Origin of the sequence: Pseudomonas putida (assembly GCF_003228315.1) — a bacterium.
GTDB classification, from domain to species: domain Bacteria; phylum Pseudomonadota; class Gammaproteobacteria; order Pseudomonadales; family Pseudomonadaceae; genus Aquipseudomonas; species Aquipseudomonas putida_S.
Genome location: NZ_CP029693.1, coordinates 3812962 through 3838066, shown reverse-complemented (window position 1 = coordinate 3838066; position 25105 = coordinate 3812962). Strand labels below are relative to the sequence as shown.

Below are 25105 nucleotides of genomic sequence, written 5' to 3'. Positions count from 1 at the left end.
GGCACGATTAACGACTTCAACCGGGAGAGACCCTAACAATGGCACTTATCAGCATGCGCCAGATGCTGGACCACGCAGCCGAGTTCGGCTACGGCGTCCCAGCCTTCAACGTCAACAACCTTGAGCAGATGCGCGCCATCATGGAAGCCGCTGACAAGACTGACTCCCCGGTGATCGTCCAGGCTTCGGCCGGTGCCCGCAAATACGCCGGCGCCCCGTTCCTGCGTCACCTGATCCTGGCGGCGATCGAAGAATTCCCGCATATCCCGGTGTGCATGCACCAGGACCACGGCACCAGCCCTGACGTCTGCCAGCGCTCCATCCAACTGGGCTTCAGCTCGGTAATGATGGACGGCTCCCTGGGCGAAGACGGCAAGACCCCGACCGACTACGACTACAACGTCCGTGTGACCCAACAGACCGTGGCCATGGCTCACGCCTGCGGCGTTTCGGTAGAAGGCGAGCTGGGCTGCCTGGGTTCGCTGGAAACCGGCATGGCCGGTGAAGAAGACGGTATCGGCGCCGAAGGCGTTCTGGACCACAGCCAGATGCTGACCGACCCTGAAGAAGCCGCTGACTTCGTAAAACGCACCCAGGTCGACGCCCTGGCCATCGCCATCGGCACCAGCCACGGCGCCTACAAGTTCACCAAGCCACCTACCGGCGACGTGCTGGCGATCGACCGCATCAAGGAAATCCACAAGCGCATTCCGAACACCCACCTGGTGATGCACGGTTCGTCTTCGGTTCCGCAAGAGTGGCTGGCGATCATCAACCAGTACGGCGGCGACATCAAAGAGACCTACGGCGTACCGGTTGAAGAAATCGTCGAAGGCATCAAGCACGGCGTGCGCAAGGTCAACATCGACACCGACCTGCGCCTGGCATCCACCGGTGCGATGCGTCGCCTGATGGCCACCAACCCGAGCGAGTTCGATCCGCGTAAATTCTTCGGCGCCACCGTGACCGCCATGCGTGACGTGTGCATCGCGCGTTATGAAGCTTTCGGCACCGCCGGCAACGCTTCGAAGATCAAGCCGATCTCCCTGGAAGGCATGTATCAGCGTTACCTGAAAGGTGAGTTGAACGCCAAGGTCAACTAAGCCTGAGCGTTTGAGCTTCACAAAAAACCCGCAGAAATGCGGGTTTTTTATGGGCGATGAATTCATTGTAGGAGCGAGCCTGCTCGCGATTGCGTCAGGTCAGCCAACATCAATATTGAATGGCACACCGCATCGCGAGCAGGCTCGCCCCTACAGGTTTGATCGCTACTTGTTGTGATCGATATCCAGCTTGCTGAACGTCACTTTCCCACCCTCGCTGGTATACCCGGTGTTGTCCTGCACATACACCCCGGCCTTGAAATACAGCGGCTTGTCGCGCCAGGTCGCGCTGATGTTGGTGTCCCATTGATAGCCTGCCGCGCTGATGCCCAGGGCGCCCCCCGGGCTCAGGTGAATGAGATAGGAGAACTCCCGGTCCAGCTTCACACCCGTGGCAATGGTGATCACGCGGCCTTCCTTGTCGTCGGGATGCATGCGCACCTTGGCGACGATGTTGCCGGTCTCGGTCTTGGTTTTGTACTGGTACTCGACTTTCACCAGTGGCTTTTGGCTTTCATAGGCATGAATCTGGCCTATGACGATCTTGCCCGAGCTGGGCACCTGATTCACCGTGAGGGTGGCCCGCAAGGTGTTGTCGGCGTCCGGGTAATACCAGTTTTTCAAGGTGCCGTTGCTGTAGGTCTCACGGAGTTCGGTGCGCGGATAAATGGCGTTTTCGGTTTTGGAGCCGGTCACCGGGGCCCAGAAAAACAGGGTGCCGGTGTCGGAATGGAAATATTGGTTCTTGTAGCCATTGACCAGCTTGGAGGTTTCTACGGTGTACGGCGGGCTGCCGACCGGAACGCTGAGATTCCAGGATGCAAGGTCGATCATTGTGAGAAGCTTCCACGAATTTTTGCGGCACGGGCGTACCAGAAGCTCTAACACGCGCCTTTGAGGGCGGCCTTTATAAGCGTAGAAGGCTTTTTTGTTAATGCTGGCATTGACGGATTTGTGGCGTCAAACAACTGTTAAATGGCCATCCTGCACGGTTTCAGTGGCTTTCAGGGGTGACCGTTAGTCGGTAAATTAATACCTAGGTAAATGATGGCGCACTGATAGCTTCAGGTTTTTTGGATCCACGTCTAGAGTGAAGGCTTAGAATCTGTCCGGTTTTCACGAGAAACCGGCCTGTCGTCCCGAACAAAGAGAAGCAGCATGGAATGCGCGCAACCCCCGCCAATTGATGGCAACTCGACGTTACTGATCGTCGACGATTACCCTGAAAACCTGCTCAGCATGCGCGCGTTGTTACAGCGCCAGGACTGGCAGGTCATCACCGCTGCCTCGGGTTTCGAGGCGCTCAGTCTATTGCTCGAACACGATGTCGACCTGGTGCTGCTGGATGTGCAGATGCCGGGCATGGACGGTTTTGAAGTGGCGCGCCTGATGCGTGGCAGCCAGCGAACCCGTCTGACACCGATCATTTTCCTCACCGCCAACGAGCAGTCCCAGGACGCCGTCATCAAGGGTTACGCCAGCGGTGCGGTGGATTATCTGTTCAAACCGTTCGACCCACAGATCCTCAAGCCCAAGGTCCAGGCATTGCTGGAGCACCAGCGCAATCGCCGGGCCTTGCAGCGCCTGAGTCATGATCTGGAAGTCGCTCGCGCCTTCAACGCCTCGGTGCTCGACAACGCCGCCGAAGGCATCCTGGTGGTGAATGAGGATGGCCTGATCCGCTTCGCCAACCCGGCGATGTCGCGCCTGCTCAATGCCACGGTGCAGGAGCTGGAGGGCAAGGAATTCCTCGATTTCATGCAAAAGCCGCACATCCCGGTGTGGGCCGAATCGGAGCTTTTGAACGGTTATAAGCGCGGCGAGACCTACCGCCTGCACGACGCCCTGTTGCGCACCGCGCGGGGACAGCAGGTTCCGGTAGCCCTGTCCTGCGCGCCACTGCCTGCGGAACAGCGGGCGATGGTGGTGACGGTGCTCGACATGTCGGTGGTGCGTCACCTGCATCAGCAGCTCGAATTCCAGGCCGTCACCGACCCGCTGACCGGCCTGCTCAATCGACGCGGTTTCTACCAGACCGTGGAGAATCTGCTGCTGCGCAGTGAGCACAACGACAGTGCCTGGGTGCTGATGTACCTGGACCTGGACGGCTTCAAGCGGGTCAATGATTCCCTCGGTCACGACGCCGGCGATCGCGTGCTGCGCTGGGTTTCCGAACAATTGAAGGCCTGTCTGCGCCCGTTCGACATTCTGGCGCGCATGGGCGGTGACGAATTCACCGCGCTGCTTGACCTGGAGTTCCCCGAGCAAGCTTCGAGGATTGCCGAGAAGCTCATCGAACGGGTGTCGATCTGTCAGCAGATCGACGGCCTGGATATCGCCCTGGGGGTGAGCATCGGCATTGCCACTTACCCCGATTGCGGCGCCAATCTGGACGGATTGCTGCGGGCATCGGACATCGCGATGTACGAAGCCAAGCGCGCCGGTCGGCAGCAATATCGCTTCTACGATCACGAAATGAACGGCCGAGCCCGCTCCCGGCTGATGCTCGAGGAAAGCGTGCGCAGCGCCATCGAGAACCGTGACTTCAACCTGGTCTATCAGCCACAGGTGGCCATTGCCGACGGGCGGATTCGTGGCTTTGAAGCCTTGTTGCGCTGGCAGCATCCGAGTGTCGGCGATGTGCCGCCGGGGCTGTTTCTGCCCTTGCTGGAGGAAGCGCGGTTGATCAGCCGCCTGGGCAGCTGGATTTATCAGCGTGGCGCCGGTCAGCGCAAGGCCTGGGAAACCCTGTTCGCCGAGGACCTGGTGCTGGGCGTCAGCTTGAGCAGCACCCAGTTCTCCATGCCCAATCTGGTCACCGAGTTGCGTCAGGTCCTGGAACGCCACGGCCTGCAACCTCGTCACCTGGAAGTCGAGGTGACCGAAGAGGCCCTGATGCGTCACCCGGAGGAGACCCGCAAACAACTGCGACTGCTGCGCAATCTGGGGGTCAGGGTGGCGCTGGATGATTTCGGGTCGGGGCCGTGCTCGCTGGCACATTTGCGTGACCTGGAACTGGACACACTCAAGCTCGACCGTCATCTGATCGCCCGGTTGCCGGAGTCCTCGCGGGACGCGGCACTGGTGTGCAATGTCATCGAGTTGTGCCGGCGCTACGGCATGCTGGTGATCGCCGAAGGCGTGGAAACCATGGCGCAATACGAGTGGCTGCAAGCCAATGGCTGCGAGTATGTGCAGGGTTTTCTGGTCGCGCGGCCGATGATGGCCGAAGAGGCCGATCGCTTTGCCCAGCCATTCGACTGGAGCGCGCTGAGTCCTTGAATTCGCTACACTGGCGACCTTTTCGTCCTATGTGTTGCTTGCGATGACCGCGTTGAAATACCTCCAGGCTTATCCTGCCTCGCTGCAGGATCAGGTGCGTCAGCTGATCGCCGAAGGTCGGCTGGGCGACTACCTGAGCAAGCGCTATCCGGAGCAGCATGGGGTGCAGAGCGACAAGGCGCTGTACACCTATGCACTGGACCTCAAGCAGGAATACCTGCGCAACGCCCCGGCCATCGACAAGGTACTGTTCGACAACCGCCTGGACCTGACCCATCGCGCCCTTGGCCTGCACACCACGATCTCGCGGGTGCAGGGCGGCAAGCTCAAGGCCAAGAAGGAAATTCGCATCGCATCGCTGTTCAAGGAAGCGCCCGCCGAATTCCTGAAAATGATCGTGGTTCACGAGTTGGCGCATTTCAAGGAATCCGATCACAACAAGGCGTTCTACAAGCTGTGCGAACACATGCTGCCGGGCTATCACCAGATCGAGTTCGATGTGCGGGTGTACCTGACCTGGCGGGATATGCAATGAAACGGAGCGTTAAATGGAAGTCAGCAAGACCAAAAGCAGCTTCTACCGTCGCCTGTACGTGGCGTACCTGATCGACAGCGGGCTGGCCAGCAGTGTCCCGGCCTTGACCGAAATCACCGGCATGCCCCGGCGCACGGCCCAGGACACCATCGCCGCGCTGGCGGATCTGGATATCGTCTGCGAGTTCGAGCAGGAAGAGGGTGCCCGCAACCATGCCGGGCGCTATCGGATTCGCGACTGGGGGGCGATCGATCGCGGGTGGATCGAGCGGCATTTGCGGCAGATCAAGGCGGTGCTTGAGTACCCCTGAAATTTTGTGTTGTTTGATCCGGCGCCTTCGCGAGCAGGCTCGCTCCCACAGTTGAAATGCATTCCAATGTGGGAGCGAGCCTGCTCGCGAAGAGGGCCTCAGGAACGACGCATGCCTATATGCGGAATCCCATCCTCGACAAATTCCTCACCCGCCACCACAAACCCATACCGCCCGTAGTACCCCTGCAAATGCGACTGGGCCGAAAGATAGACCGGCATGTCCGGCCAGCGCTTCTGCGCCTGTTTCAGCGCCTGCTCCATCATTTCATGCCCCAGGCCCTGGCCTCGACTGGCGGGCGAGGTCACGACCCGTCCGATCACCACGTCGCCGCCCTGTAGCTCGGGATCGAGCAGGCGCAGGTAGGCCACCAGCCGATCCTCGTCCCAGGCCATCAAGTGACAGGTGTCACCTTCCAGGTCCTGGCCATCGATGTCCTGATAGACGCATTGCTGCTCGACGACGAACACCTCGGCACGCAACTGCAAAATCGCATACAGCTGCTGTACGCCCAGATCACTGTGATGCTTGCAGACCCATTCAATTGTCATGTTCTGATTCCCGGAAAACGTCCCGCTGATACTAAGCGCCCGAACGAGGGATGTCTTTATGGCGGAGAAATCTGTGATAAAGACCAAAATGCCATCATTCATTTAGCGCGACGCTGCCTTCTTTGTGTAATCTGGATTGTGGCGATGTGCAGTGGCTTCAATGAACCAATGTTTAGTGCCTGGGCGTGCCGGTAAGGGGCTTGGCGTTTTAGCTGAAAACACGTCGGGCAGCCCGCCCGCTAAGGATTTTCGAGCATGCCGCGTTTGCATCGAGTCTTGGCTCTGATTGGATGGCTGTCGCTGATTCCGCACGCGTCAGCGGAAAAACTGCGCCTGGTGGCGGACGCCTGGCCGCCCTTTACCGACGCCACGCTGGTCAACGGTGGGTTGGCCACGGACATCGTCAGTACGGCGCTGGCACGAGCCGGTTATGCCAGTGATTTTGAACAGGTGCCCTGGGCCCGCGCCCTGCTGGGCCTGGGTGAAGGTCGCTATGACGTGCTGGTCAACGCCTGGTACACCGACGATCGCACCCGGCTCGGCCAGTTCTCCCGCGAATACCTGCTCAACCGCATTCGCTTCATCAAGCGCAAGGACGCGCCAATCGAATACAACAACCTGCAGCAACTGCACACCTATCCGGTGGCAATCGTGCGCGGTTACGCCTATTCGCCGGCGTTCGACGCCGATGAGTCATTGCAGAAAGTGCCGGTCCACAACTTCGCGCTGGCCGTGCGCATGGTCGCCGCCGACAGGGTCAAGCTGACGCTGGAAGACGAATACGTGGCCCGTTATTACCTGGCCCGTGAATCACCCAAGGTGCGCAATGCCGTGGAGTTTCTGCCCAAGCCGCTGAGCGAGAACAGCCTGCATATCCTGGTCAGCCTGAAGAATCCGAAACATGAACAGATCGTCGCCGGGTTTGACCGGGAGATTGCCAGGATGAAGGCGGATGGGAGTTATCAGCGGTTGTTGAAACAGCATGGGATGTGAGGTGTGGCTGCTGGCCCTATCGCGAGCAGGCTCGCTCCTACAGTGTCCGGTGGTGAATGCAGGTTTTGTGTCTACCGCCATCCCCTGTGGGAGCGAGCCTGCTCGCGATGAGGCCCTGACAGGCGCTACACCTCTTCGCTCGTATCCTTGATCAAATGCGCCGCCAGCGTCCGCAACGGCCCCAACTGCCGGCAGATCAGCGCCAATTGCGTCTGCACCAACCGCTGACCCTCATCGATCTCATCGGGCATCTGCTCAAGCTCATTGGCCAGCGCTTCTTCCTCGTCACTCTGAATCGCAATGGCGGACTTGCTGGCCAGCCCCTGGGCGATTTCGTCGATGCTGGCCGCCAGTTTCATCCCGGCGCCTTCGATCAACTGCTCGTGCACGTCCGCCGGCAACGGGGTTTCCCGATGCGCGCCCAGGCCTGACAAATAACTGAGCAGGGTGTGCGACAGCACCAGAAAACGGAAACCCACATCCGCTTCCTTACGGAAATGCCCCGGTTCCATGAGCATGTTGGCCAGAGTGGTCGACAGTGCCGCGTCGGCGTTGTGGGCGTTGCGTCGGGCCAGGCGATAAGCCAGGTCGTCGCTCTTGCCGGCGGCGTACTGCTGCATGATCTGGCGCAGGTAGATGCTGTTGCAGGTCAGGGTGTTGGACAGCACCTTGTTCAGGCTTCGCCCCTGCCAGTCCGGCAGGAACAGGAACACCATCAGCCCGGCGATCAGGCTGCCAAGCAAGGTATCGAGCAAGCGTGGCAGGAACAGCCCGTAGCCGTCGCCAACCTGATTGAAGCAGAACAGCACCATCAGAGTGATCGCCGCGGTCGCCAGGGTGTAGCGAGTGGTGCGGTTGGTGAAGAACACCACCCCGGCGGCAATCGCGAAACACGACTGGATCAGCGGGTTGGGGAACAGGTCGAACAACGCCCAAGCAAGCGTCAGGCCGATGGCGGTGCCGATGATCCGCTGGCCAAGCTTGCGCCGGGTGGCGCCGTAATTCGGCTGGCAGACAAACAGCGTGGTGAGGATGATCCAGTAACCCTGGGACGGGTGGATCAAATGCACCATGGCGTAGCCGATGCTCAGGGCCAGGGGCAATCGCAGGGCATGACGGAACAGCAGCGAGGTGGGCGTCAGCTGCGTGCGCAGACGCGCCCAAACATCCTTGAGGTTGCGCGGCGAACGGTCGAGCAGGCTGCTGTCGGTGGCGTCGGCCAGGGCGTCGGGGTTGCTCGCATCACTGAGCAAGCGGTCGAGGGTGGACAGGTTGGCCGCCAGCGCCCGCAACGAACGCAGCAGGCCACGCCAGGCCGGATTGCTCTGGATGCGCAGGTGTTCGAGGGAGGCGTTCAGATCGCCCAGGGCTTCGGCGAAGTTGGCGTCATAGGTGAAGGGCTGACGCATCTGGATCGATTCGGCCAGCGCCCGGCAAGCCTTGCCCTGCTGGCGCAACAGGCGCTGGCAGCGGAACAGCACGTCGCTGTGGAAGAACGCCTCGGCGAGCGCGTTGTAAGGGTAGTGCGAGGAGCTGGCGCGCTCGTGGATGTCCTGGGCGAGGAAGTACAGTTTCAGGTAGCGGCTGACTTTCGAGCCGGGGCGACCATTGCCGACCCGGTGCAGGATGATTTCCTTGGCGGCGTTCAGCGCGGCGACCACGCGGCCGTTCTGTCGGGCCAGTTCCAGCCGTCGCGCTTCAACGTCCATCTGCCGGATCGGCTCGAACAGCGACGACTTCAACTTCAAGTAGAAACCCAGTTCCCGAAACAACCGCGCCAGGCTCTGCTGCACCGGTTGATTGGAAAACAGCGCCTGCCACAGCACCGAAAGCACCCCGTACCAGGCGGCGCCGGCCACCAGCAGCAGCGGCTCGTGCCACACGTCGATGACCGCGCCACCGCGCTGGTCCACGCCGATCATGGTGTACACCGACAGAATCAGCGTGGCCGAGGCAATCGCACCATAGCGTTCGCCCAGGGCGCCGAGCATCGTCAGGCAGAAGCTGGCGAGGGCGAAGGCGAAGATGAAAATGATCGGGTAGGGGAACAGCAGCTCCACCGACAGCGCGGCGACAGCAAAACACACAAGGGTCACGGCCAGCGCATTGAGGCGGCCTTGCCAGCTGTCGTCGGTCTCGGCCAGGGCGCTGGCGATAATCCCCAGGAACAGCGGGATCAGCAGCCCCATTTCATCCTGATACCAACACAACGCCATGGTGCCGGTCAGGGCGATGAACACCCGCACGCTGTAGCTGAATTTATCCAGTGCCCAAAGGCGACGCAGAGACTGACTGAACGTGGTCGATGACATGAAGTGCGAGGGCCTTCCGAGGCGATGCCGCTAAATTGAGCCAGTAATGACGCCGACGCAATGGCGGCGATCACATCAGGCAGCAAAATCTGTTCCTTTATCGAGCAACGCATAACAACTGTAGGAGTGAGCCTGCTCGCGATGGCGGCCTGTCAGTCAACATCTTTGTTGAATGTTATGGCCCCATCGCGAGCAGGCTCGCTCCTACAGGTATGGCGGGGTTCAGACGTACTGCGCCGCCGCGTAACCCGAAGCCCACGCCCACTGGAAGTTGAACCCGCCCAGATGCCCGGTGACGTCCAGCACTTCACCGATGAAGTACAACCCTGGGCTTTTCAGCGATTCCATGGTCTTGGACGAGACTTCGTTGGTGTTCACGCCACCCAGCGTCACCTCGGCGGTGCGATAGCCTTCGGTACCCGCCGGCACGACTTTCCAGCTCGCCAGTTTTTCGGCGATCTCGGCGATTTCCCCGTGGGTGTACTGCTTCATCGGTTTGGACACGAACCAGTTGTCCGCCAGCAGGTTGGCCATCTTCTTGGTGAAGATCTCACCGAGCAGGGTTTTCAGTTCGCTGTTGGGGCGTTCGGCCTGCTGCTGTTGCAGCCAGGTCGGCACGTCGTGGTCGGGCATCAGGTTGATCTCGACGGTGTCGCCGGATTCCCAGAACGAGGAAATCTGCAAAATCGCCGGGCCGCTGAGGCCACGATGGGTGAACAGGATGTTCTCGCGGAAGCTCTGGTCGTTGCAGCTCACCAGGCAATCCACCGAAGTGCCGGACAGTTCGCTGCACAGCGCCTTGAGCTGATCGGTGATGGTGAATGGCACAAGGCCGGCGCGGGTCGGCAGCAATTCATGGCCGAATTGCTTGGCAACCTGATAGCCGAAGCCGGTGGCGCCCAGGGTCGGAATCGACAAGCCACCGGTGGCGATCACCAGGGATTCGCAGGTGACCTGACCGAGGGTGGTGTCCAGCAGATAACCTTTTTCGAGCTTCTCGATGGTCTGGATCGAGGTGTCCAGGTGCAGGCTGACGCCGACCTGATCGCACTCGTTCAGGAGCATTTCGAGGATGTCGCTGGATTTGTTATCGCAGAACAGCTGGCCGAGTTTTTTCTCGTGATACGGCACGCCGTGCTTGGCCACCATGCCGATGAAGTCCCACTGGGTGTAGCGCGCCAAGGCAGATTTGCAGAAATGCGCGTTCTGCGAGAGGAAATTGCCCGGCTCGGTGTACATGTTGGTGAAATTGCAGCGGCCACCGCCCGACATCAGGATTTTCTTGCCGGCCTTGTTGGCATGGTCGAGCAACAGCACCTTGCGCCCACGGCCGGCGGCGGTCAGTGCACACATCAACCCTGCGGCGCCAGCGCCAATGATCACGACTTCGGTAGAGCGCAAAACGATGTCCTCTCAGTGTTCACCACAAAACAAACTGTGGGAGCGAGCCTGCTCGCGAAAGCGGTGTGTCAGTCAACCATGGGCTAACTGGCAGATTGCATTCGCGAGCAGGCTCGCTCCCACAGGGGATCTTCGTTGTGTAGAAGATCGCTTACAAAATGCGCACGCGCAACGAACGGCCCTTGATCTTGCCGTCGTTCAGGCGCTGCAAGGCCTGTTTGGCGATGCCGCGTTCCACGGCCACGTAGGCCTGGAAGTCGAAAATCGCGATCTTGCCAACCTGGGCGCCGGGGATGCCGGCATCACCGGTCAATGCACCAAGGATGTCGCCCGGACGTACCTTGTCCTTGCGGCCAGCGGCAATGCACAGGGTGCTCATCTGTGGCAGCAGCGGACCACCGCCCTGGGACTTGAGGTTGTCCACTTGATCCCAGGTCAACGGAGTCTTTTGCAGCTCTTCGATGGCCTGCGCGCGCTGCGCTTCGGACGGGGCAACCAGGCTGATCGCCAGGCCTTTCTCGCCAGCACGACCGGTACGGCCGACGCGGTGAATGTGGATTTCCGAATCCCGGGCCAGTTCGACGTTGATCACCATGTCCAGGGAATCGATGTCCAGGCCGCGAGCAGCCACGTCTGTAGCCACCAGCACGGAGGTGCTGCGGTTGGCGAACATCGCCAGCACCTGGTCGCGGTCACGCTGTTCCAGGTCACCGTGCAGGCCGACGGCGGAAATGCCCTTGGCGGTCAGGTGATCGACGGTTTCCTGAACCTGCTGCTTGGTGAAGCAGAACGCCACGCAGGACGCCGGACGGAAGTGGCCGAGGACCTTGGTCACGGCGCTCATGCGTTCTTCCGGGGAGATCTCGTAGAAGCGCTGCTCGATCTGCGTGTCGTCGTGGAACGCCTCGGCCTTCACTTGCTGCGGGTTGCGCATGAACTTCGACGCCAGCTGCTTGATGCCCACCGGGTAAGTGGCGGAGAACAGCAGGGTCTGGCGACGCTCCGGGGCCTGCATGATGATCTCTTCGATGGAGTCGTAGAAACCCATGTCCAGCATGCGGTCGGCTTCGTCGAGGATCAGCGTGTTCAGGCCATGCAGGACCAGCGAACCCTTGCGCAGGTGCTGCTGGATACGGCCCGGGGTGCCGACGATGATGTGCGCGCCGTGCTCCAGCGAAGCGATCTGCGGGCCGAGAGACACGCCGCCACACAGGGTCAGGACCTTGATGTTGTCTTCGGCGCGGGCCAGGCGGCGGATTTCCTTGGCCACCTGGTCGGCCAGCTCGCGGGTCGGGCACAGGATCAGCGCCTGGCAGCCGAAGTAGCGCGGGTTGATCGGGTTCAGCAGGCCGATGCCGAACGCTGCGGTCTTGCCGCTGCCGGTCTTGGCCTGGGCGATCAGGTCCATCCCCTTGAGGATCACCGGCAAGCTCTGCGCCTGGATCGGCGTCATCTGGGTATAACCGAGGGAATCGAGGTTAGCCAGCATGGCGGCGGACAGCGGCAGAGTATTAAATTCGGTGGCGATGGTGGTCACGGGACTGGCCTGCAAAACAAAATGTCGCGCAGTGTACCAGTCCGATGGCCATTCGCCCGTAGTTTCCGGACGAGAAGTCGCCGAGCGACGACCAGGCAAGGCGAAAACAGGCGAGAAAGCGGAGTTGGCTTTAGCCAATGAGCATTTCGAGGCTGTTTTCAACGCAGCATGGTCGAGCGCAGGCACTTCTCGTTCGGAAACTAAGGTTCGATGTGTTCTTCCGGACGTTCGACTCGCCGTCCGTCATTCTTCGACAGCTGGGAAAAGATCGTCGCCGCCAGCATCGCCATGATCCCGACGGTCACAAAGGTCAGCTGGAACGCCCCCAAAACCGTGTCCACGCCGTCATTGCCAATTTCGGCGGTAAAGCCCCCAAGCAATGCACCGGCGCACGCCACCCCCAGGCTCAACGACAACTGCGCCACCACCGACAGCAGGCTGTTGCCGCTGCTGGCGCTGGCGTCGTCGAGGTCGATCAGGGTCACGGTATTCATCGCGGTGAACTGCAGGGAGTTGATCGCCCCGAGAATCGCCAGCAGGCACAGCAGCAACCAGTACGGCGTCTGCTCGCTGACCAGGCCCATGGCCGCCAGCATGATGCCCAGCGCCAGGGTGTTGCCGGTCAGCACGATGCGGTAGCCCAGACGTTCAATCAGCGGGCGCGCCACCCACTTGGCGATCATCGCCGCCGCCGCCAGCGGCAGCATGCTCATCCCCGCCTGTGACGGCGAATAACCCAGCGCCACTTGCAGCAGCAATGGCACGAGGAACGGCAGGGCGCCGCTGCCGAGCCGGGCGAACAGGTTGCCGAGAATACCCACGGCGAAGGTCCGGGTCCTGAACAGCGACGGTGCGAACAAGGGGTTCTCGATGTGCCCGGCGCGCAGCCAATAAGCCGCCAGACAGGCCATGCCGCCGAACAGCAACAGCATCACCCGCAGATGCGGCAGGTGCAGTTCGCCCAGGCCTTCCATGGCGATGGTGATCAGGATCATCGCCGCGCCGAACAGCACAAAGCCGAGACTGTCGAATTTCGTGCGTTCCGAACCGCGCAGGTCGGGAATGAATTTCCACACGGCGTAGCAACCGACCACGCCCACCGGCAGGTTGATCAGGAAGATCCAGTGCCAGGTCAGGTACTGCACCATCCAGCCGCCCATGGTCGGGCCGATCAGCGGGCCGAGCAGGCCGGGGATGGTGATGAAGCCCATGATCCGCACCAGCTCCGAGCGGGGGTAGGCCCGCAGCACCACCAGCCGCCCGACCGGCAGCATCAGCGCACCGCCCAGGCCCTGAATGATTCGAGCGCCAATCAGTTGGGTCAAACTGCCCGACATCGCGCAAAGCAATGAGCCAATGCTGAACAGCAGGATGGCGCTGAAAAAGATTTTCTTGGTGCCGAATCGATCGGCGATCCAGCCCGAGGCCGGGATCAGCAAGGCGACGGTGAGCATGTAGGCGATGATCACGCCCTGCATGCGCAGCGGGTCTTCCGCCAGGTCCGCGGCCATGGCCGGCAGGGCGGTGTTGAGGATGGTCCCGTCGAGGGACTGCATGAAGAACGCGATGGCGACGACCCACGGCACCCAGCGGGCGGTGACAGCGTCGAGAGGCGGGCGGTTGGGCATGGGACCTCTTGTCAGTGTTAATCAGGGCGTCCGTGGTGATTTCATCGCGGGCAAGCCTTGCTCCCACAGGTTTGGCGTCGAGCGAAAATCTGTGGCAACTCCCAATCCTGTGGGAGCAAGGCTTGCCCGCGATGCTTTTAAAGGGTCAACGTGAGTCGGCGGACCAACGCCCCCGGCAACAACGCCGAAGCCGTCGCCCGCTGACTATAGGTACTGGCCGAGAGCAACATCTCCCGCTCCTGCGTCAGCGCCTCGAGCTGCGAACCGAGCAGGCTGAAGGCACTGTCATCGAAGCGCATGGTGTTGACCGGGGCCTGGATCTCGCCGTTCTCGACCCAGAAGGTCGCGAAGCGGGTCATGCCGGTCAGGCGTGCCGCCGGTTGGTCCGAGAAGTTCAGGTACCACAGGTTGCTGATGTACAGGCCCGTGCCCAGTTGCTTGAGGATGTCGGCTTCGGCCAGGGTTCCGCCCTGCATGTTCAGGGCGCTGGGCGACTCGCCGGCACCGGCACCGTTGGCCGTCAGGCCATACTCGGCGGCGCTGCGCGAGCCGACCAGTTGTGCACCGGCCTGGCCTTCGACAATCAGCTTGAGGTCGCTGCGCGGATAGCCTTCGTCGGAGAACGCCGGGCTCAATGAACCACTGACTTTTTCATCCAGCGAGACCTGCGGACTGAAGCGTTGATCGCCGCCATACAGCTTCTGCAACGGGCTGCTTTTGCTGGCAATCGACTGCGCCGAAAAACCACCCCAGCACAGCATGCCCATGATTTCTTCCAGCGCCGCTGGCGCCAGGTAAGCGCGGTACTGACCCGGCGCCAGGGTACGCAGCGGTCGTCCGAGGAACTCCAGCTGCTCGCGCGCCTGCTCGAAGCGCCTGGCGAACGCCTCACTGTTCCAGTCGTGCCCGGCGTAGCTGGCTTTCACCGCCTGGCCATTGTCGTGGAACAGGCTGAAGTCGAAGTTGAAGCTGTTGGCCTGATGCCAGCCGAACGCCCCGCAGGAACTGGCGAAACCACGGCTGATGGGACCGGCGGCGTAGAAACCGACCAGATCCAGACCCTCGGCGGCACGGCTGATTTCGCCCACCACGTGCTCGGTATCCGGTAGCGGATGCTCCTGCACAATGCTGCTTTGCCAGCCGTTGTGATTGAGCAGCAGGTAGGGGTCCCGTGGCAGCAGTGGCAGGGTGTCGCGCAGCTGTTGCAGGCCTTCGGCCAGGCGCTGTTGATCCACCTGCGGATCGCCGGACAGGGTGATGTCGAGGTCGGCGTGGCGACCTTCGTTGATCAGTTTCAGAACGATGCTTGCTTGTTGCACCTGCCCGGCCTGGCGCACCTTGGCGTGGTTGAAGCGCACAAAGGCCGAGGATTCGGCGGCGTAGCCGAGGGTGAACTGTTCCGGTTCGCGCAGTGCCTCGCGCAGGCCGTTGACCAGGGCCTTGAACGACTCGGCCTGGTTTTTCGAGGTGCTCGCATGAGTAGTCATCAGGCGTCTCCTCCAAACACATCAACGTTGCTGAACACGCAGGCCGGCGACGCATGGCCGACGCGGATCACCTGGTTCGGTTCGCCCTTGCCGCAGTTCGGTGTGCCCAGGACCTTGAAGGTGCTGGCATCGCCGACCGCGCTGAGGCTTTTCCAGAACTGCGCGGAGACCCCCCGATAATTCGGGTTCTTCACCACGCCCTTGAGCTCGCCGTTCTCGATCAACTGGCCCCATTCACAGCCGAACTGGAACTTGTTGCGCGCATCGTCGATGGACCACGAGCGATTGGTGCTCATCAGGATGCCGTGTTCGATGTTGCCGATCAGGCGCTCCAGCGGTTGATCGCCCGGCTCGATGTTGAGGTTGGCCATGCGATCGATCGGTGGGCGGTTCCAGCTGCAGGCGCGGCTGTTGGCGACGCCATCGAGACCTGCACGGAATTGCGACAACGCACCGCCCAAAGGGCGCAACAACAAGCCTTCGCGGATCAGGAATTGCTTGCTCGCGGAACTGCCGTCGTCGTCATGACCGTAGCTGGCAAGCTGCTCGGGAATGTCCGGGTCGAAGGTCACGTTGAGCAGCTGCGAGCCGTATTGCAGGTGCCCGAAGTCTTGCGCCTTGACGAAGCTGGTGCCGGCGTAATTGCGCTCATCGCCGAGGATGCGGTCCAGTTCCAACGGGTGGCCGATGGATTCGTGGATCTGCAGCATCATCTGGTCGGGCATCAGCAGCAGGTCCCGCGGACCTTGCGGGGTGTTCGGCGCGAGCAGAAGTTGCAGCGCCTGCTCGGCGACCTGTGGCCCGGCACCGATCAGGCCGCAACGACTGATGACATCGGCGCCACCCTGCTGGCCGAAGTTCTCGCGGCCCAGGCTGCGGGTCTGGCTGTCGTTGCCGTCGTAGGCGGTGACGTCGAGGCCCGGATAGACGAAACGCTGGGCCTGGCGCAGTTCGGCGCCGGCGCTGCTGAGGTAGATCTGCTCAACGTTCGTGATGCCGATGCTCACCTGCCAGTTCACCAGGCGCTCGTCACGGGGCACGGCGGCGGACTCGGCGCCGAGCAATTCATAGCAGTCGCTCAGGGACGGGAACGGCTGGTCGAGGTTCGGCGAAAAATAGTCGGCGCGGTCGCTGGAGACCGCTTGTTCGCGCAGATCCAGCAGGGCGTGGGGCTTGAGCCGGCGCGCCTGCTGTTCGGCGCGTTCGAGGGCGGCTTGCAGGCCTTGTTGCGACAGGTCGTTGGTGGCGGCATAGGCTTCGACGCCGTTGACCCGTACGGTCAGCATCGCGCCTTCGTCACGGCGCAGGCTCGGCGGTTCGGCAACGTTCTTGCGCACCGACAGGTATTGGCCGGACTCGCGCACATAACGCAGGGAAAAGAATTCAGCGCCCGTGCGCAAGGCAGCGAAGCGCTGCTTGAGCTGGGGGTGGAAATCGAACATTCGGGGGACCTCCTTGGTGTGGAGCATCGGTGCTGCGGGGGAGGGGTGAAACGATTGCGTGGCGCTAGAGTAGGCCTGCGAGGGGGATGGATCAAGGGAAGGAGAGAGTGATGCGTTGTTTGAGGGGGCCTCATCGCGAGCAGGCTCGCTCCTACAGTTGGAAAGCATTCCCTTGTAGGAGCGAGCCTGCTCGCGATGGCGGTCGACGCGATATTAAGCCGGCTGGCTCACTTCCCGCACCGCCTTGCCCTTCACCGGCGCATCACCGGCCACATAGTAGGCAGCCTTGCTGCGCGCCAGCGGCTGGCGACCACGGATCCTGTCGGCGATTTTCTCGGCCATCATGATCGTCGGTGCATTCAGGTTGCCGGTGGTGATGATCGGCATGATCGAGGCATCGACCACGCGCAGGCCTTGCATGCCATGTACGCGACCCTGGCCGTCGACCACCGCCATCTCGTCGGTGCCCATCTTGCACGAGCAGGACGGGTGGAACGCGGTCTCGGCGTGCTCGCGAATGAACTTGTCCAGCTCTTCATCGGATTGCACTTCGATGCCCGGGCTGATTTCGCGACCACGGAAGGCGTCCAGTGCCGGCTGCTGCATGATTTCCCGGGTCAGGCGGATGCCGTCGCGGAATTCCTGCCAGTCCTGCTCGGTGGCCATGTAGTTGAACAGAATGCTCGGGTGCTGGCGCGGGTCCTTGGACTTGACCTGGATGCGCCCACGGCTCGGCGAACGCATGGAACCCATGTGCGCCTGGAAGCCGTGCTCCTGCACGCCGTTGCTGCCGTTGTAGTTAATCGCCACCGGCAGGAAGTGGTACTGGATGTTCGGCCATTCGAATTCCGGACGGGTGCGGATGAAACCGCCGGCTTCGAACTGGTTGCTGGCGCCGATGCCGGTGCCGTTGAACAGCCATTCGGCACCGATGGCCGGCTGGTTGTGCCACAGCAGCGACGGGTACAGCGACACCGGCTGGGTGCAGGCGTATTGCAGGTACAGCTCCAGGTGGTCCTGCAGGTTCTCGCCGACGCCCGGCAGGTCGTGGACCACCGGGATGTCGAGGCTTTCCAGCAGTTTTGCCGGGCCTACGCCGGAGCGTTGCAGGATCTGCGGCGAAGCGATGGCGCCGGAGCACAGCAGCACTTCCTTGCGCGCTTTGACTTCAACGCGCTCTTCAGCGGCGCCAACCAGGTAACGCACACCGACCGCGCGCTTGCCTTCGAACAGGATCTTGTCGGTCAGGGCGTGGGTGACGATGGTCAGGGTCGAACGCTTCTTCGCCACGTCCAGGTAACCGCGAGCAGTGGAAGCACGACGGCCCTTCGGCGTGACGGTGCGGTCCATCGGGCCGAAGCCTTCCTGCTGGTAACCGTTGAGGTCTTCGGTGCGCGGGTAACCGGCCTGCACGCCGGCTTCGACCATGGCGTGAAACAGCGGGTTGTTGCCGGCCTTGGGCGTGGTCACGCTGACCGGGCCTTCGCCGCCGTGGTAGTCGTTGGGGCCGATGTCACGGGTTTCCGCCTTGCGGAAATACGGCAGGCAGTCGAGGTAGGTCCAGTCTTCCAGGCCCGGCAGTTTCGCCCAGCCGTCGTAGTCCATCGCGTTGCCACGGATGTAGCACATGCCGTTGATCAGCGAGGAACCACCCAGGCCCTTTCCGCGACCGCATTCCATGCGGCGCCCGTCCATGTGCGGCTCCGGATCGGTTTCGTAGGCCCAGTTGTAGCGACGGCCTTGCAGCGGGAACGCCAGGGCGGCCGGCATCTGCGTGCGGAAGTCCATGCGGTAGTCCGGGCCACCGGCTTCGAGCAGCAGGACGGTGACGCCGGCGTCTTCGGTCAGACGGGTCGCCAGGGTGTTACCGGCCGAGCCGGCACCGATGATGATGTAGTCGAATTCTTGGGACATTGAATGCACCCTCTTTGAATGTTGGTTCAGGTCAGGCCCTGGCGAGTGCTTCGCACTCGATCGCGAGCAGGCTCGCTCCTACAGTGGAACGCGTACTTCTGTAGGAGCGAGCCTGCTCGCGAAGGCGGCCTCGCAGGCGAAAAAAATGTCGCCTTAGAACACCGAGACGTAATCGCCCAGCTCGACCTGTACCGATTTGATGCGGGTGAAGTTGTTCAGCGAGCTGATGCCGTTCTCACGGCCGACACCCGACTGCTTGTAGCCACCGACCGGCATCTTGGCGTCGGACTCGCCCCAGGCGTTGATCCAGCAGATACCGGCTTCCAGTTGATGGATGATGCGGTGGGCGCGGTTCAGGTCCTTGGTGACCACACCGGCGGCCAGGCCGAAGTCGGTGTCGTTGGCGCGGCGGATCACTTCTTCTTCGGTTTCGTAGCTGAGGATCGCCATGACCGGGCCGAAGATTTCTTCACGCACGATGGTCATGTCGTCGGAGCAGTCGGTGAACACGGTCGGGGCAACGTACGCGCCCTTGGCGAATGCGCCGTCAGTCAGACGCTCACCGCCGCACAGCACGCGGGCACCTTCTTCTTTACCCTTGGCGATGTAGCCCAACACGCTTTCCATGTGAGCGAAGCTGACCAGCGGGCCGAAGTTGGTGTTTTCGTCTTCCGGGTTGCCGATGCGGATGCGCGCCACGCGCTCGGCGATCTTCGCTTCGAACGCAGCCTTCATGTGAGCCGGTACGAACACGCGAGTGCCGTTGGTGCAGACCTGACCGGAGCTGTAGAAGTTGGCCATCATCGCAGTGTCGGCGGCGCGATCCAGGTCGGCGTCGTCGCAGATGATCAGCGGGGACTTGCCGCCCAGTTCCATGGTCACGTCTTTGAGCGAAGAGCTGGAAGCGCTGGCCATGACTTTCTTGCCGGTGTCGGTGCCGCCGGTGAACGAGACTTTCTCGATGCGCGGGTGTTCGGTCAGCCAGGTGCCGACTTCGCGGCCGCTGCCGGTCAGGACGTTGAACACGCCAGCCGGCAGGCCGGCTTCGGTGTAGATCTCGGCCAGTTTCAGGGTGGTCAGCGAGGTGACTTCGCTTGGCTTGAAGATCATCGCGTTACCGGCCGCCAGGGCTGGCGCGGATTTCCACAGGGCGATCTGGATCGGGTAGTTCCACGCGCCGATACCGGCCACGACGCCCAGCGGCTCGCGACGGGTGTAGACGAACGAAGTGGTGCGCAGTGGAATCTGCTCGCCTTCGATGGCTGGAACCAGGCCTGCGTAGTACTCCAGCACGTCGGCGCCGGTGACGATGTCGACGTATTTGGTTTCGGAGAATGCCTTGCCGGTGTCCAGGGTTTCCAGGGCAGCCAGTTCGTCGTTGCGCTCACGCAGGATTTCCACGGCGCGACGCAGGATGCGCGAACGCTCCATGGCGGTCATGGAGGCCCAGATTTTCTGGCCCTTTTCGGCGCTGACCACGGCGCGTTCGACGTCTTCCTTGGTGGCGCGTTGTACTTTTGCGAGGACTTCACCGTTAGCCGGGTTGATGGCTTCGAAGGTGGCATCGCTGCCAGCGTCGGTGTAGCCGCCATCGATGTAGAGTTTTTGCAGTTCGAAACGGGCCATAAAGTCCTCGCAAGTGCATGAGTGGTGGCACGTATCGGGTGTCGAGCGTTCTTGGTGTGCTCTAACTCACCCGCTTGGCCAGTTGGAAATCCATGTATTCGTAAGCGATCTGTTGCGCCTGCTCGGTGTCGAAAGCGTCTCCCGACAGCGCGCCGCGCAACCACAAGCCGTCAATCAACGCTGCCAGGCCACGGGCTGCACTGCGCGCATCTTCGAGCGGCAGTACACGGCGGAACTGGCAGCACAGGTTGGAATACAGACGGTGATCGTTGATCCGCTGCAACCTGTGCAAAGACGGCTGGTGCATGCTGGTGGCCCAGAAGGCCAGCCAGGTTTTCATTGCCGGGCCATTGACCTGGCTGGCGTCGAAGTTGCCTTCGATGATCACCTGCAGATGCGCCCGGGGGCTGTCATCTGTGAGCGCCTGACGGCGCGCGGTGACGTTCTCGCTCAGGACGCTCATCAGGTACCCCATGGTGGCGGCGATCAGGCCATTCTTGTCCTGAAAGTAGTGACTGATGATGCCGTTGGAGACACCGGCCAGACGGGCGATCAGCGCAATGCTGGCGTCCCCCATTCCGACCTGATCGACGGCCTGCAGAGTGGCTTCGATCAATTGCTGGCGGCGGATGGGTTGCATACCGACCTTGGGCATCTTGCACATCTCCTTAAGCCCTTCCGGCAGTCGTCAAGCGGCTACCGGCATGTGGGCCAGTCTATTTTGTTTTGATTGAACGTTCAATCAACAAAGAATAAGATCCGCGACAATTCGTCGCTGTTACCGGTTTTCCCGACAGGTAAATGGCGGCAAACCGACATCCGAAAAAGCTCGAAACCTGTACGCCACGGCGCCCCCAGGGTTCGGGCTTTTTTCCGGTTGTCTTTATATCACCCACCGGTCGGCTGCCCACTCACCGATTGGTCGGGTACCCATTGCCTTGCGTTCTTCTCTCGCACTGCCCGGAGCATCTGTGCCATGAGTTCTGCCTCGCTAATAAAGACCCCACCGCAAAAGGTGACGGTCAACGGTTGGGTGTTCTACACCTCGACCGCGTTGATTCTATTGCTGACCGCCATTCTGATCATTGCCCCGCAAGAGGCCGGCAGAATGCTGGGTACGGCGCAAGCCTGGTTGTCCCGCAGCTTCGGCTGGTACTACATGGTGGTGATTGCCGCCTACCTGATCTTTGTCGTCGGCCTGGCGTTTTCGTCCTACGGCAAATTGAAACTGGGCAGCAAGGACGACACCCCGGACTTCAGCTACGGCGCCTGGGCGGGGATGCTGTTCTCCTCGGGCATCGGCATTTCGTTGTTGTACTTCGGTGCATCCGAGCCGCTGGATCACTTTTTCAATCCGCCCGAAGGCGTGGCCGGCAGCAACCTGGCGGCGCGTCAGGCGGTGCAGCTGACGTTCCTGCACTGGGGCCTGCATGGCTGGGCGATCTACGCGCTGGTGGGTTTGGCGGTGGCGTACTTTGCCTACCGTCACAACCAGCCGCTGGCGTTGCGTTCGGCGCTGTATCCGCTGGTGGGCGAGCGTTGGGTCAAGGGCGCGGCCGGTCACGCGGTGGACGGCTTCGGCATGTTCGTGACCCTGCTGGGCCTGGTGACCAACCTGGGGATTGGTTCGCTGCAAGTGTCGTCGGGTCTGGAAAACCTGTTCGGCATGCAGCACAGCAACACCAACCTGTTGATCGTGATCATCGTGATGAGCACCGTGGCGACCATCGCTGCCGTGTCGGGTGTGGAAAACGGCATTCGCCGCCTGTCCAACCTCAACATCGTGCTGTTCAGCGGCCTGCTGATTTTCGTGCTGCTGTTCGGCCCGACCCTGCACCTGCTCAACGGCTTCGTGCAGAACATCGGTGACTACCTCAACGGCGTTGTCCTGAAGACCTTCGATCTCTACGTGTACGAAGGCGACAGCGAGAAGTCCGACCGCTGGCTGGGCCTGTGGACCCTGTTCTACTGGGCCTGGTGGATTTCCTGGGCGCCATTCGTGGGCATGTTCGTCGCGCGTATTTCCCGTGGTCGCACGGTGCGCGAAATGGTCGCCGGCGTGCTGCTGATTCCGCTGGGTTTCACCCTGGCGTGGCTGTCGATCTTCGGTAACTCGGCCCTGGACCTGGTGATGAACCATGGGGCGGTGGAGCTGGGCAAGACGGCGCTGGAACAGCCGTCCATGGCGATCTACCAGTTGCTGGAGCATTACCCGGCGTCGAAGGTGGTGATCGGCGTGTCGATTTTCGTTGGTTTCGTGCTGTTCCTGACACCGGCGGATTCCGGCGCGGTGATGATGGCCAACCTCTCGTGCAAGGGCGGCAACGTCGACGAAGACGCGCCACACTGGTTGCGGATTTTCTGGTCGGTGGTGATCACCCTGGTGACCATCGGCCTGCTGTTCGCCGGCAACTTCGAAGCCATGCAAACCATGGTGGTGCTGGCCGGCCTGCCGTTCTCGGTGGTGCTGGTGTTCTTCATGTTCGGCTTGCACAAGGCCATGCGCCAGGACGTGCAGATCGAGCAGGAACAGGCGGAGTTGGCGGCGCGTAGTCGTCGTGGTTTCACTGAGCTGCTGACCGAGCTGGATTTGCAACCGGGCCAGTTGCAAGAACGTGCCAGTCCAATGGCGGACCGGGTTACGGGTTGATGAAGCTTCACCCGTGTCGTGCTCGATCAGTTTGAAAGCCATCGGCAGCTCCTTGGCCGGGGGTGTAGCTCAGTTGTGAGGTGATGCGGTGTTTCAGTGACACCGTGTCGCATTCATCGCGGGCAAGCCTTGCTCCCACAGGATTGCGGATTGCCGCAGATGCTGGGCTCGACGCCATACCTGTGGGAGCAAGGCTTGCCCGCGATGGGGCCAGATGGGGCAATACAAATTTCCCTCTATCCCCACAAACAAAAACGCCGCGATCTCTCGCGGCGTTTTTGTGTCTGTTGCCTTAGCCCAGGTTCTTGCCGAGCAGTGCGTGGTACAGCTCGCTGTCGCCGAGGATGCCGACGACTTTGTTGTTGTCGTGCAGCACCAGTTTGTTGCCGGTCTGGTAGCGAATCTGCAGCGCGTCGCGCATGCCGATGTTCGAGTCCACCAGGGTCGGGCGACGGGCCAGGCCTTCGACGGCTTGCCCCGGCGCCCAGTTCTGCAGGTCCAGCACCGAACCGTTCTGACGGGCCCCCTTGATGGTGTTGCCTTCGGCCAGGTCCAGCCACGAATCGCCGCCCGGATCCAGGCACACTGAACCGTTGATGCGCTTGCAGTTGTCCAGGGTGCGCATCAGGCTGCGACCGCACAACACGTTCAGCGGGTTGGTGTGGGCCACGAAGGTGCGCACGTAGTCGTCCGCCGGGTTGAGGACGATTTCCTCTGGCTTGCTGTACTGGATGATCCGGCCGTCTTTCATGATCGCGATGCGGCTGCCGAGCTTGAGGGCTTCATCGAGGTCGTGGCTCACGAACACGATGGTCTTGCTCAGCTTGCGTTGCAGCTCCAGCAGTTCGTCCTGCAGACCCTGGCGGATCAGCGGGTCGAGTGCCGAGAACGGTTCGTCCATCAGCAGGATGTCGGCGTCCATCGCCAGCGCACGGGCCAGGCCCACACGCTGCTGCATGCCGCCGGACAGCTCATCGGGCTTCTTGTTGCGCCATTGGGTCAGGCCCACCAGTTCGAGCTTGTCGTCGACCAGTTTCTTGCGATCCTTCTCGGGACGGCCCTGCATTTCCAGACCGAAACTGATGTTCTCGCGCACCGTCAGCCAGGGCATCAGGGCGAACTTCTGGAACACCATCGCGATGCGCTTGGTGCGCATCATTTTCAGCTCGGCGGCGGAGCAGGAGGCAATGTTGATCTGCTTGCCTTCGTGCTCGACGAACAGCTTGCCGCGGCTGACGGTGTTGAGGCCGTTGATGCAGCGCAGCAGGCTGGACTTGCCGGAACCGGACAGGCCCATCAGCACGCAGATTTCGCCTTTCTCGATATCCAGGCTGGCCTTTTCGACGCCCACGATCTGGCCGGTCTTTTTCAGGATCTCGCTGCGGGTCAGGCCCTGGTCCAGCAGTTTGAGCGCCTCGCGCGGATCCTTGGTGAAGATTACGTCGACGTCTTCGAAGCGAATTATGCTCATGCGTCACCCCCTACTTTGGCTTCGGGTTGTTTGCAGATACGGTCGAGCATGATCGCCAGCAGTACGATCGCCAGGCCCGCTTCGAAGCCCAGGGCGATATCAGCAGTGTTCAGTGCGTTGACCACCGGTTTGCCGAGTCCGTCAGCGCCCACCAGTGCCGCGATCACCACCATCGACAGCGACAGCATGATGCACTGGGTGATGCCGGCCGCGATGCTCGGCATGGCGTGTGGCAATTCGATCCTTGTGAGCAGTTGGCGACGCGAGCAGCCGAAGGCCTTACCGGCGTCCATCAGTTCTGCGGGCACATCGCGGATGCCCAGGTAGGTCAGGCGGATCGGCGCGGCAATGGCGAACACCACCGTGGAGATCAGGCCCGGGACCACGCCCAGCCCGAAGAGGGTCAGGGTAGGAATGAGGTAAACGAAGGTCGGTACGGTCTGCATCAGATCGAGTACCGGACGCATTAAAGTGTAGAACATCGGCTTGTGCGCGGCGACGATGCCCAGCGGCACGCCGATGACCACGCAGACCAGGGTCGCGAACATCACCTGGGCGAGGGTTTCCATGGTTTCCTGCCAGTACCCCAGGTTGAGGATCAGCAGGAAGGAGGCGATCACGAAGGCGGTCAGGCCCCATTTACGCTGGATGAAATGGGCCAGAAGGGCGATGAGGCCGATCAGGACCAGCGGGTTGAACCAGGTCAGCGCAAACGTCACGCCGTGGATCATCGTTTCCAGTGTCACGGCAATGGCGTCGAAGGTGCTGGCGCCGTGTTGCGTCAACCATTCGACAAAGCTCGCGATGTGCTGGCCTAAAGGGATTTTCTGATCAATCAGCATGGTAGTGAACGTCCGCATGCA

At 61.5% G+C, this 25105-nt stretch carries 19 protein-coding genes; 6 read left to right on the top strand and 13 right to left on the bottom strand.

The window, feature by feature from the left end; translation table 11 throughout:
• Positions 1–38: 38 nt before the first annotated feature.
• Entirely contained in the window at positions 39–1103 is a 1065-nt protein-coding gene (fba, locus tag DKY63_RS17885) for a class II fructose-bisphosphate aldolase (RefSeq protein ID WP_007975467.1), read from the top strand.
• A gap of 165 nt (positions 1104–1268) precedes the next feature.
• Here fba and DKY63_RS17880 read toward each other — a convergent pair whose 3' ends face one another.
• Positions 1269–1937 (bottom strand): polysaccharide lyase family 7 protein, encoded by a 669-nt coding sequence (locus tag DKY63_RS17880; RefSeq protein WP_110965287.1) that lies wholly within the window; start codon positions 1935–1937, stop codon positions 1269–1271.
• A 324-nt stretch (positions 1938–2261) separates the two neighbouring features.
• Between DKY63_RS17880 and DKY63_RS17875 the strand changes: the two genes are divergently transcribed.
• Genes DKY63_RS17875 through DKY63_RS17865 form a run of 3 tightly spaced genes read left to right on the top strand, consistent with a single transcriptional unit; the run spans position 2262 to position 5230 of the window.
• The gene (locus tag DKY63_RS17875) at positions 2262–4385 is read left to right on the top strand and encodes a putative bifunctional diguanylate cyclase/phosphodiesterase (protein ID WP_110965286.1); all 2124 of its coding nucleotides are present in this window, start codon (positions 2262–2264) and stop codon (positions 4383–4385) included.
• A 43-nt stretch (positions 4386–4428) separates the two neighbouring features.
• Positions 4429–4920 (top strand): M48 metallopeptidase family protein, encoded by a 492-nt coding sequence (locus DKY63_RS17870; RefSeq protein WP_110965285.1) that lies wholly within the window; start codon positions 4429–4431, stop codon positions 4918–4920.
• Positions 4921–4933: 13 nt separating this feature from the next.
• Entirely contained in the window at positions 4934–5230 is a 297-nt protein-coding gene (locus DKY63_RS17865; protein WP_110965284.1) for a winged helix-turn-helix domain-containing protein, read from the top strand.
• A 98-nt stretch (positions 5231–5328) separates the two neighbouring features.
• On the opposite strand, the gene DKY63_RS17860 is transcribed toward DKY63_RS17865, so the two are convergent.
• Positions 5329–5781, bottom strand: coding sequence for a GNAT family N-acetyltransferase (locus DKY63_RS17860; protein ID WP_110965283.1), 453 nt, complete (start codon positions 5779–5781; stop codon positions 5329–5331).
• Between the two features lie 255 nt (positions 5782–6036).
• On the opposite strand from DKY63_RS17860, the gene DKY63_RS17855 reads away from it, so the two are divergent.
• The gene (locus tag DKY63_RS17855) at positions 6037–6774 is read left to right on the top strand and encodes a substrate-binding periplasmic protein (RefSeq protein ID WP_110965282.1); all 738 of its coding nucleotides are present in this window, start codon (positions 6037–6039) and stop codon (positions 6772–6774) included.
• 125 nt (positions 6775–6899) lie between these two features.
• Here the strand turns inward: DKY63_RS17855 and yccS are convergent, their stop codons facing one another.
• From yccS to betI, 9 genes are all read right to left on the bottom strand, one after another.
• On the bottom strand, positions 6900–9086 hold the full coding sequence (gene yccS / locus DKY63_RS17850) for a YccS family putative transporter (protein WP_110965281.1): 2187 nt from the start codon (positions 9084–9086) through the stop codon (positions 6900–6902).
• A 222-nt stretch (positions 9087–9308) separates the two neighbouring features.
• Positions 9309–10487, bottom strand: coding sequence for an NAD(P)/FAD-dependent oxidoreductase (locus DKY63_RS17845; protein WP_110965280.1), 1179 nt, complete (start codon positions 10485–10487; stop codon positions 9309–9311).
• Between the two features lie 151 nt (positions 10488–10638).
• On the bottom strand, positions 10639–11976 hold the full coding sequence (gene dbpA / locus DKY63_RS17840; protein ID WP_239499412.1) for an ATP-dependent RNA helicase DbpA: 1338 nt from the start codon (positions 11974–11976) through the stop codon (positions 10639–10641).
• A 248-nt stretch (positions 11977–12224) separates the two neighbouring features.
• Complete coding sequence (gene mdtD / locus DKY63_RS17830) at positions 12225–13652, bottom strand: multidrug transporter subunit MdtD (RefSeq protein WP_110965277.1); 1428 nt, start codon at positions 13650–13652, stop codon at positions 12225–12227.
• Positions 13653–13789: 137 nt separating this feature from the next.
• Entirely contained in the window at positions 13790–15139 is a 1350-nt protein-coding gene (locus tag DKY63_RS17825) for a TldD/PmbA family protein (RefSeq protein ID WP_110965276.1), read from the bottom strand.
• A complete protein-coding gene (locus DKY63_RS17820) occupies positions 15139–16581 on the bottom strand; it encodes a TldD/PmbA family protein (RefSeq protein ID WP_110965275.1) in 1443 nt (480 codons plus the stop codon). Before DKY63_RS17820 ends, DKY63_RS17825 begins: the two co-directional genes overlap by 1 nt.
• A gap of 213 nt (positions 16582–16794) precedes the next feature.
• Entirely contained in the window at positions 16795–18495 is a 1701-nt protein-coding gene (gene betA, locus DKY63_RS17815) for a choline dehydrogenase (protein ID WP_110965274.1), read from the bottom strand.
• Positions 18496–18648: 153 nt separating this feature from the next.
• Positions 18649–20121, bottom strand: coding sequence for a betaine-aldehyde dehydrogenase (gene betB, locus DKY63_RS17810; protein WP_110965273.1), 1473 nt, complete (start codon positions 20119–20121; stop codon positions 18649–18651).
• Positions 20122–20182: 61 nt separating this feature from the next.
• Entirely contained in the window at positions 20183–20776 is a 594-nt protein-coding gene (gene betI, locus DKY63_RS17805; protein ID WP_110965272.1) for a transcriptional regulator BetI, read from the bottom strand.
• 378 nt (positions 20777–21154) lie between these two features.
• Here betI and DKY63_RS17800 point away from each other — a divergent pair, with 378 nt between their 5' ends.
• Positions 21155–22771, top strand: a complete 1617-nt coding sequence (locus DKY63_RS17800) for a BCCT family transporter (RefSeq protein ID WP_239499411.1) — start codon at positions 21155–21157, stop codon at positions 22769–22771.
• A 292-nt stretch (positions 22772–23063) separates the two neighbouring features.
• On the opposite strand, the gene choV is transcribed toward DKY63_RS17800, so the two are convergent.
• Both choV and choW read right to left on the bottom strand, forming a co-directional pair.
• The gene (gene choV / locus DKY63_RS17795) at positions 23064–24242 is read right to left on the bottom strand and encodes a choline ABC transporter ATP-binding protein (protein WP_110965271.1); all 1179 of its coding nucleotides are present in this window, start codon (positions 24240–24242) and stop codon (positions 23064–23066) included.
• Positions 24239–25084 carry a choline ABC transporter permease subunit gene (gene choW / locus DKY63_RS17790; protein WP_110965270.1) on the bottom strand — a complete coding sequence of 282 codons (846 nt, stop codon included), beginning with the start codon at positions 25082–25084 and terminating at the stop codon, positions 24239–24241. The genes choV and choW overlap by 4 nt, the downstream gene beginning before the upstream one ends.
• Positions 25085–25105: the final 21 nt, after the last annotated feature.

What these genes read in the sequence shown, in the direction of transcription:
- fba (WP_007975467.1), top strand. Translation starts at nt 39, where the DNA reads ATGGCACTTATCAGCATGCGCCAGATGCTGGACCACGCAGCCGAGTTC.
- DKY63_RS17865 (WP_110965284.1), top strand. Translation starts at nt 4,934, where the DNA reads ATGGAAGTCAGCAAGACCAAAAGCAGCTTCTACCGTCGCCTGTACGTG.
- DKY63_RS17860 (WP_110965283.1), bottom strand. Translation starts at nt 5,781, where the DNA reads ATGACAATTGAATGGGTCTGCAAGCATCACAGTGATCTGGGCGTACAG.
- choW (WP_110965270.1), bottom strand. Translation starts at nt 25,084, where the DNA reads ATGCTGATTGATCAGAAAATCCCTTTAGGCCAGCACATCGCGAGCTTT.
- DKY63_RS17825 (WP_110965276.1), bottom strand. Translation starts at nt 15,139, where the DNA reads ATGACTACTCATGCGAGCACCTCGAAAAACCAGGCCGAGTCGTTCAAG.
- choV (WP_110965271.1), bottom strand. Translation starts at nt 24,242, where the DNA reads ATGAGCATAATTCGCTTCGAAGACGTCGACGTAATCTTCACCAAGGAT.
- DKY63_RS17820 (WP_110965275.1), bottom strand. Translation starts at nt 16,581, where the DNA reads ATGTTCGATTTCCACCCCCAGCTCAAGCAGCGCTTCGCTGCCTTGCGC.
- dbpA (WP_239499412.1), bottom strand. Translation starts at nt 11,976, where the DNA reads ATGCTGGCTAACCTCGATTCCCTCGGTTATACCCAGATGACGCCGATC.
- betA (WP_110965274.1), bottom strand. Translation starts at nt 18,495, where the DNA reads ATGTCCCAAGAATTCGACTACATCATCATCGGTGCCGGCTCGGCCGGT.
- yccS (WP_110965281.1), bottom strand. Translation starts at nt 9,086, where the DNA reads ATGTCATCGACCACGTTCAGTCAGTCTCTGCGTCGCCTTTGGGCACTG.
- betI (WP_110965272.1), bottom strand. Translation starts at nt 20,776, where the DNA reads ATGCCCAAGGTCGGTATGCAACCCATCCGCCGCCAGCAATTGATCGAA.
- betB (WP_110965273.1), bottom strand. Translation starts at nt 20,121, where the DNA reads ATGGCCCGTTTCGAACTGCAAAAACTCTACATCGATGGCGGCTACACC.
- DKY63_RS17855 (WP_110965282.1), top strand. Translation starts at nt 6,037, where the DNA reads ATGCCGCGTTTGCATCGAGTCTTGGCTCTGATTGGATGGCTGTCGCTG.
- DKY63_RS17870 (WP_110965285.1), top strand. Translation starts at nt 4,429, where the DNA reads ATGACCGCGTTGAAATACCTCCAGGCTTATCCTGCCTCGCTGCAGGAT.
- DKY63_RS17880 (WP_110965287.1), bottom strand. Translation starts at nt 1,937, where the DNA reads ATGATCGACCTTGCATCCTGGAATCTCAGCGTTCCGGTCGGCAGCCCG.
- mdtD (WP_110965277.1), bottom strand. Translation starts at nt 13,652, where the DNA reads ATGCCCAACCGCCCGCCTCTCGACGCTGTCACCGCCCGCTGGGTGCCG.
- DKY63_RS17875 (WP_110965286.1), top strand. Translation starts at nt 2,262, where the DNA reads ATGGAATGCGCGCAACCCCCGCCAATTGATGGCAACTCGACGTTACTG.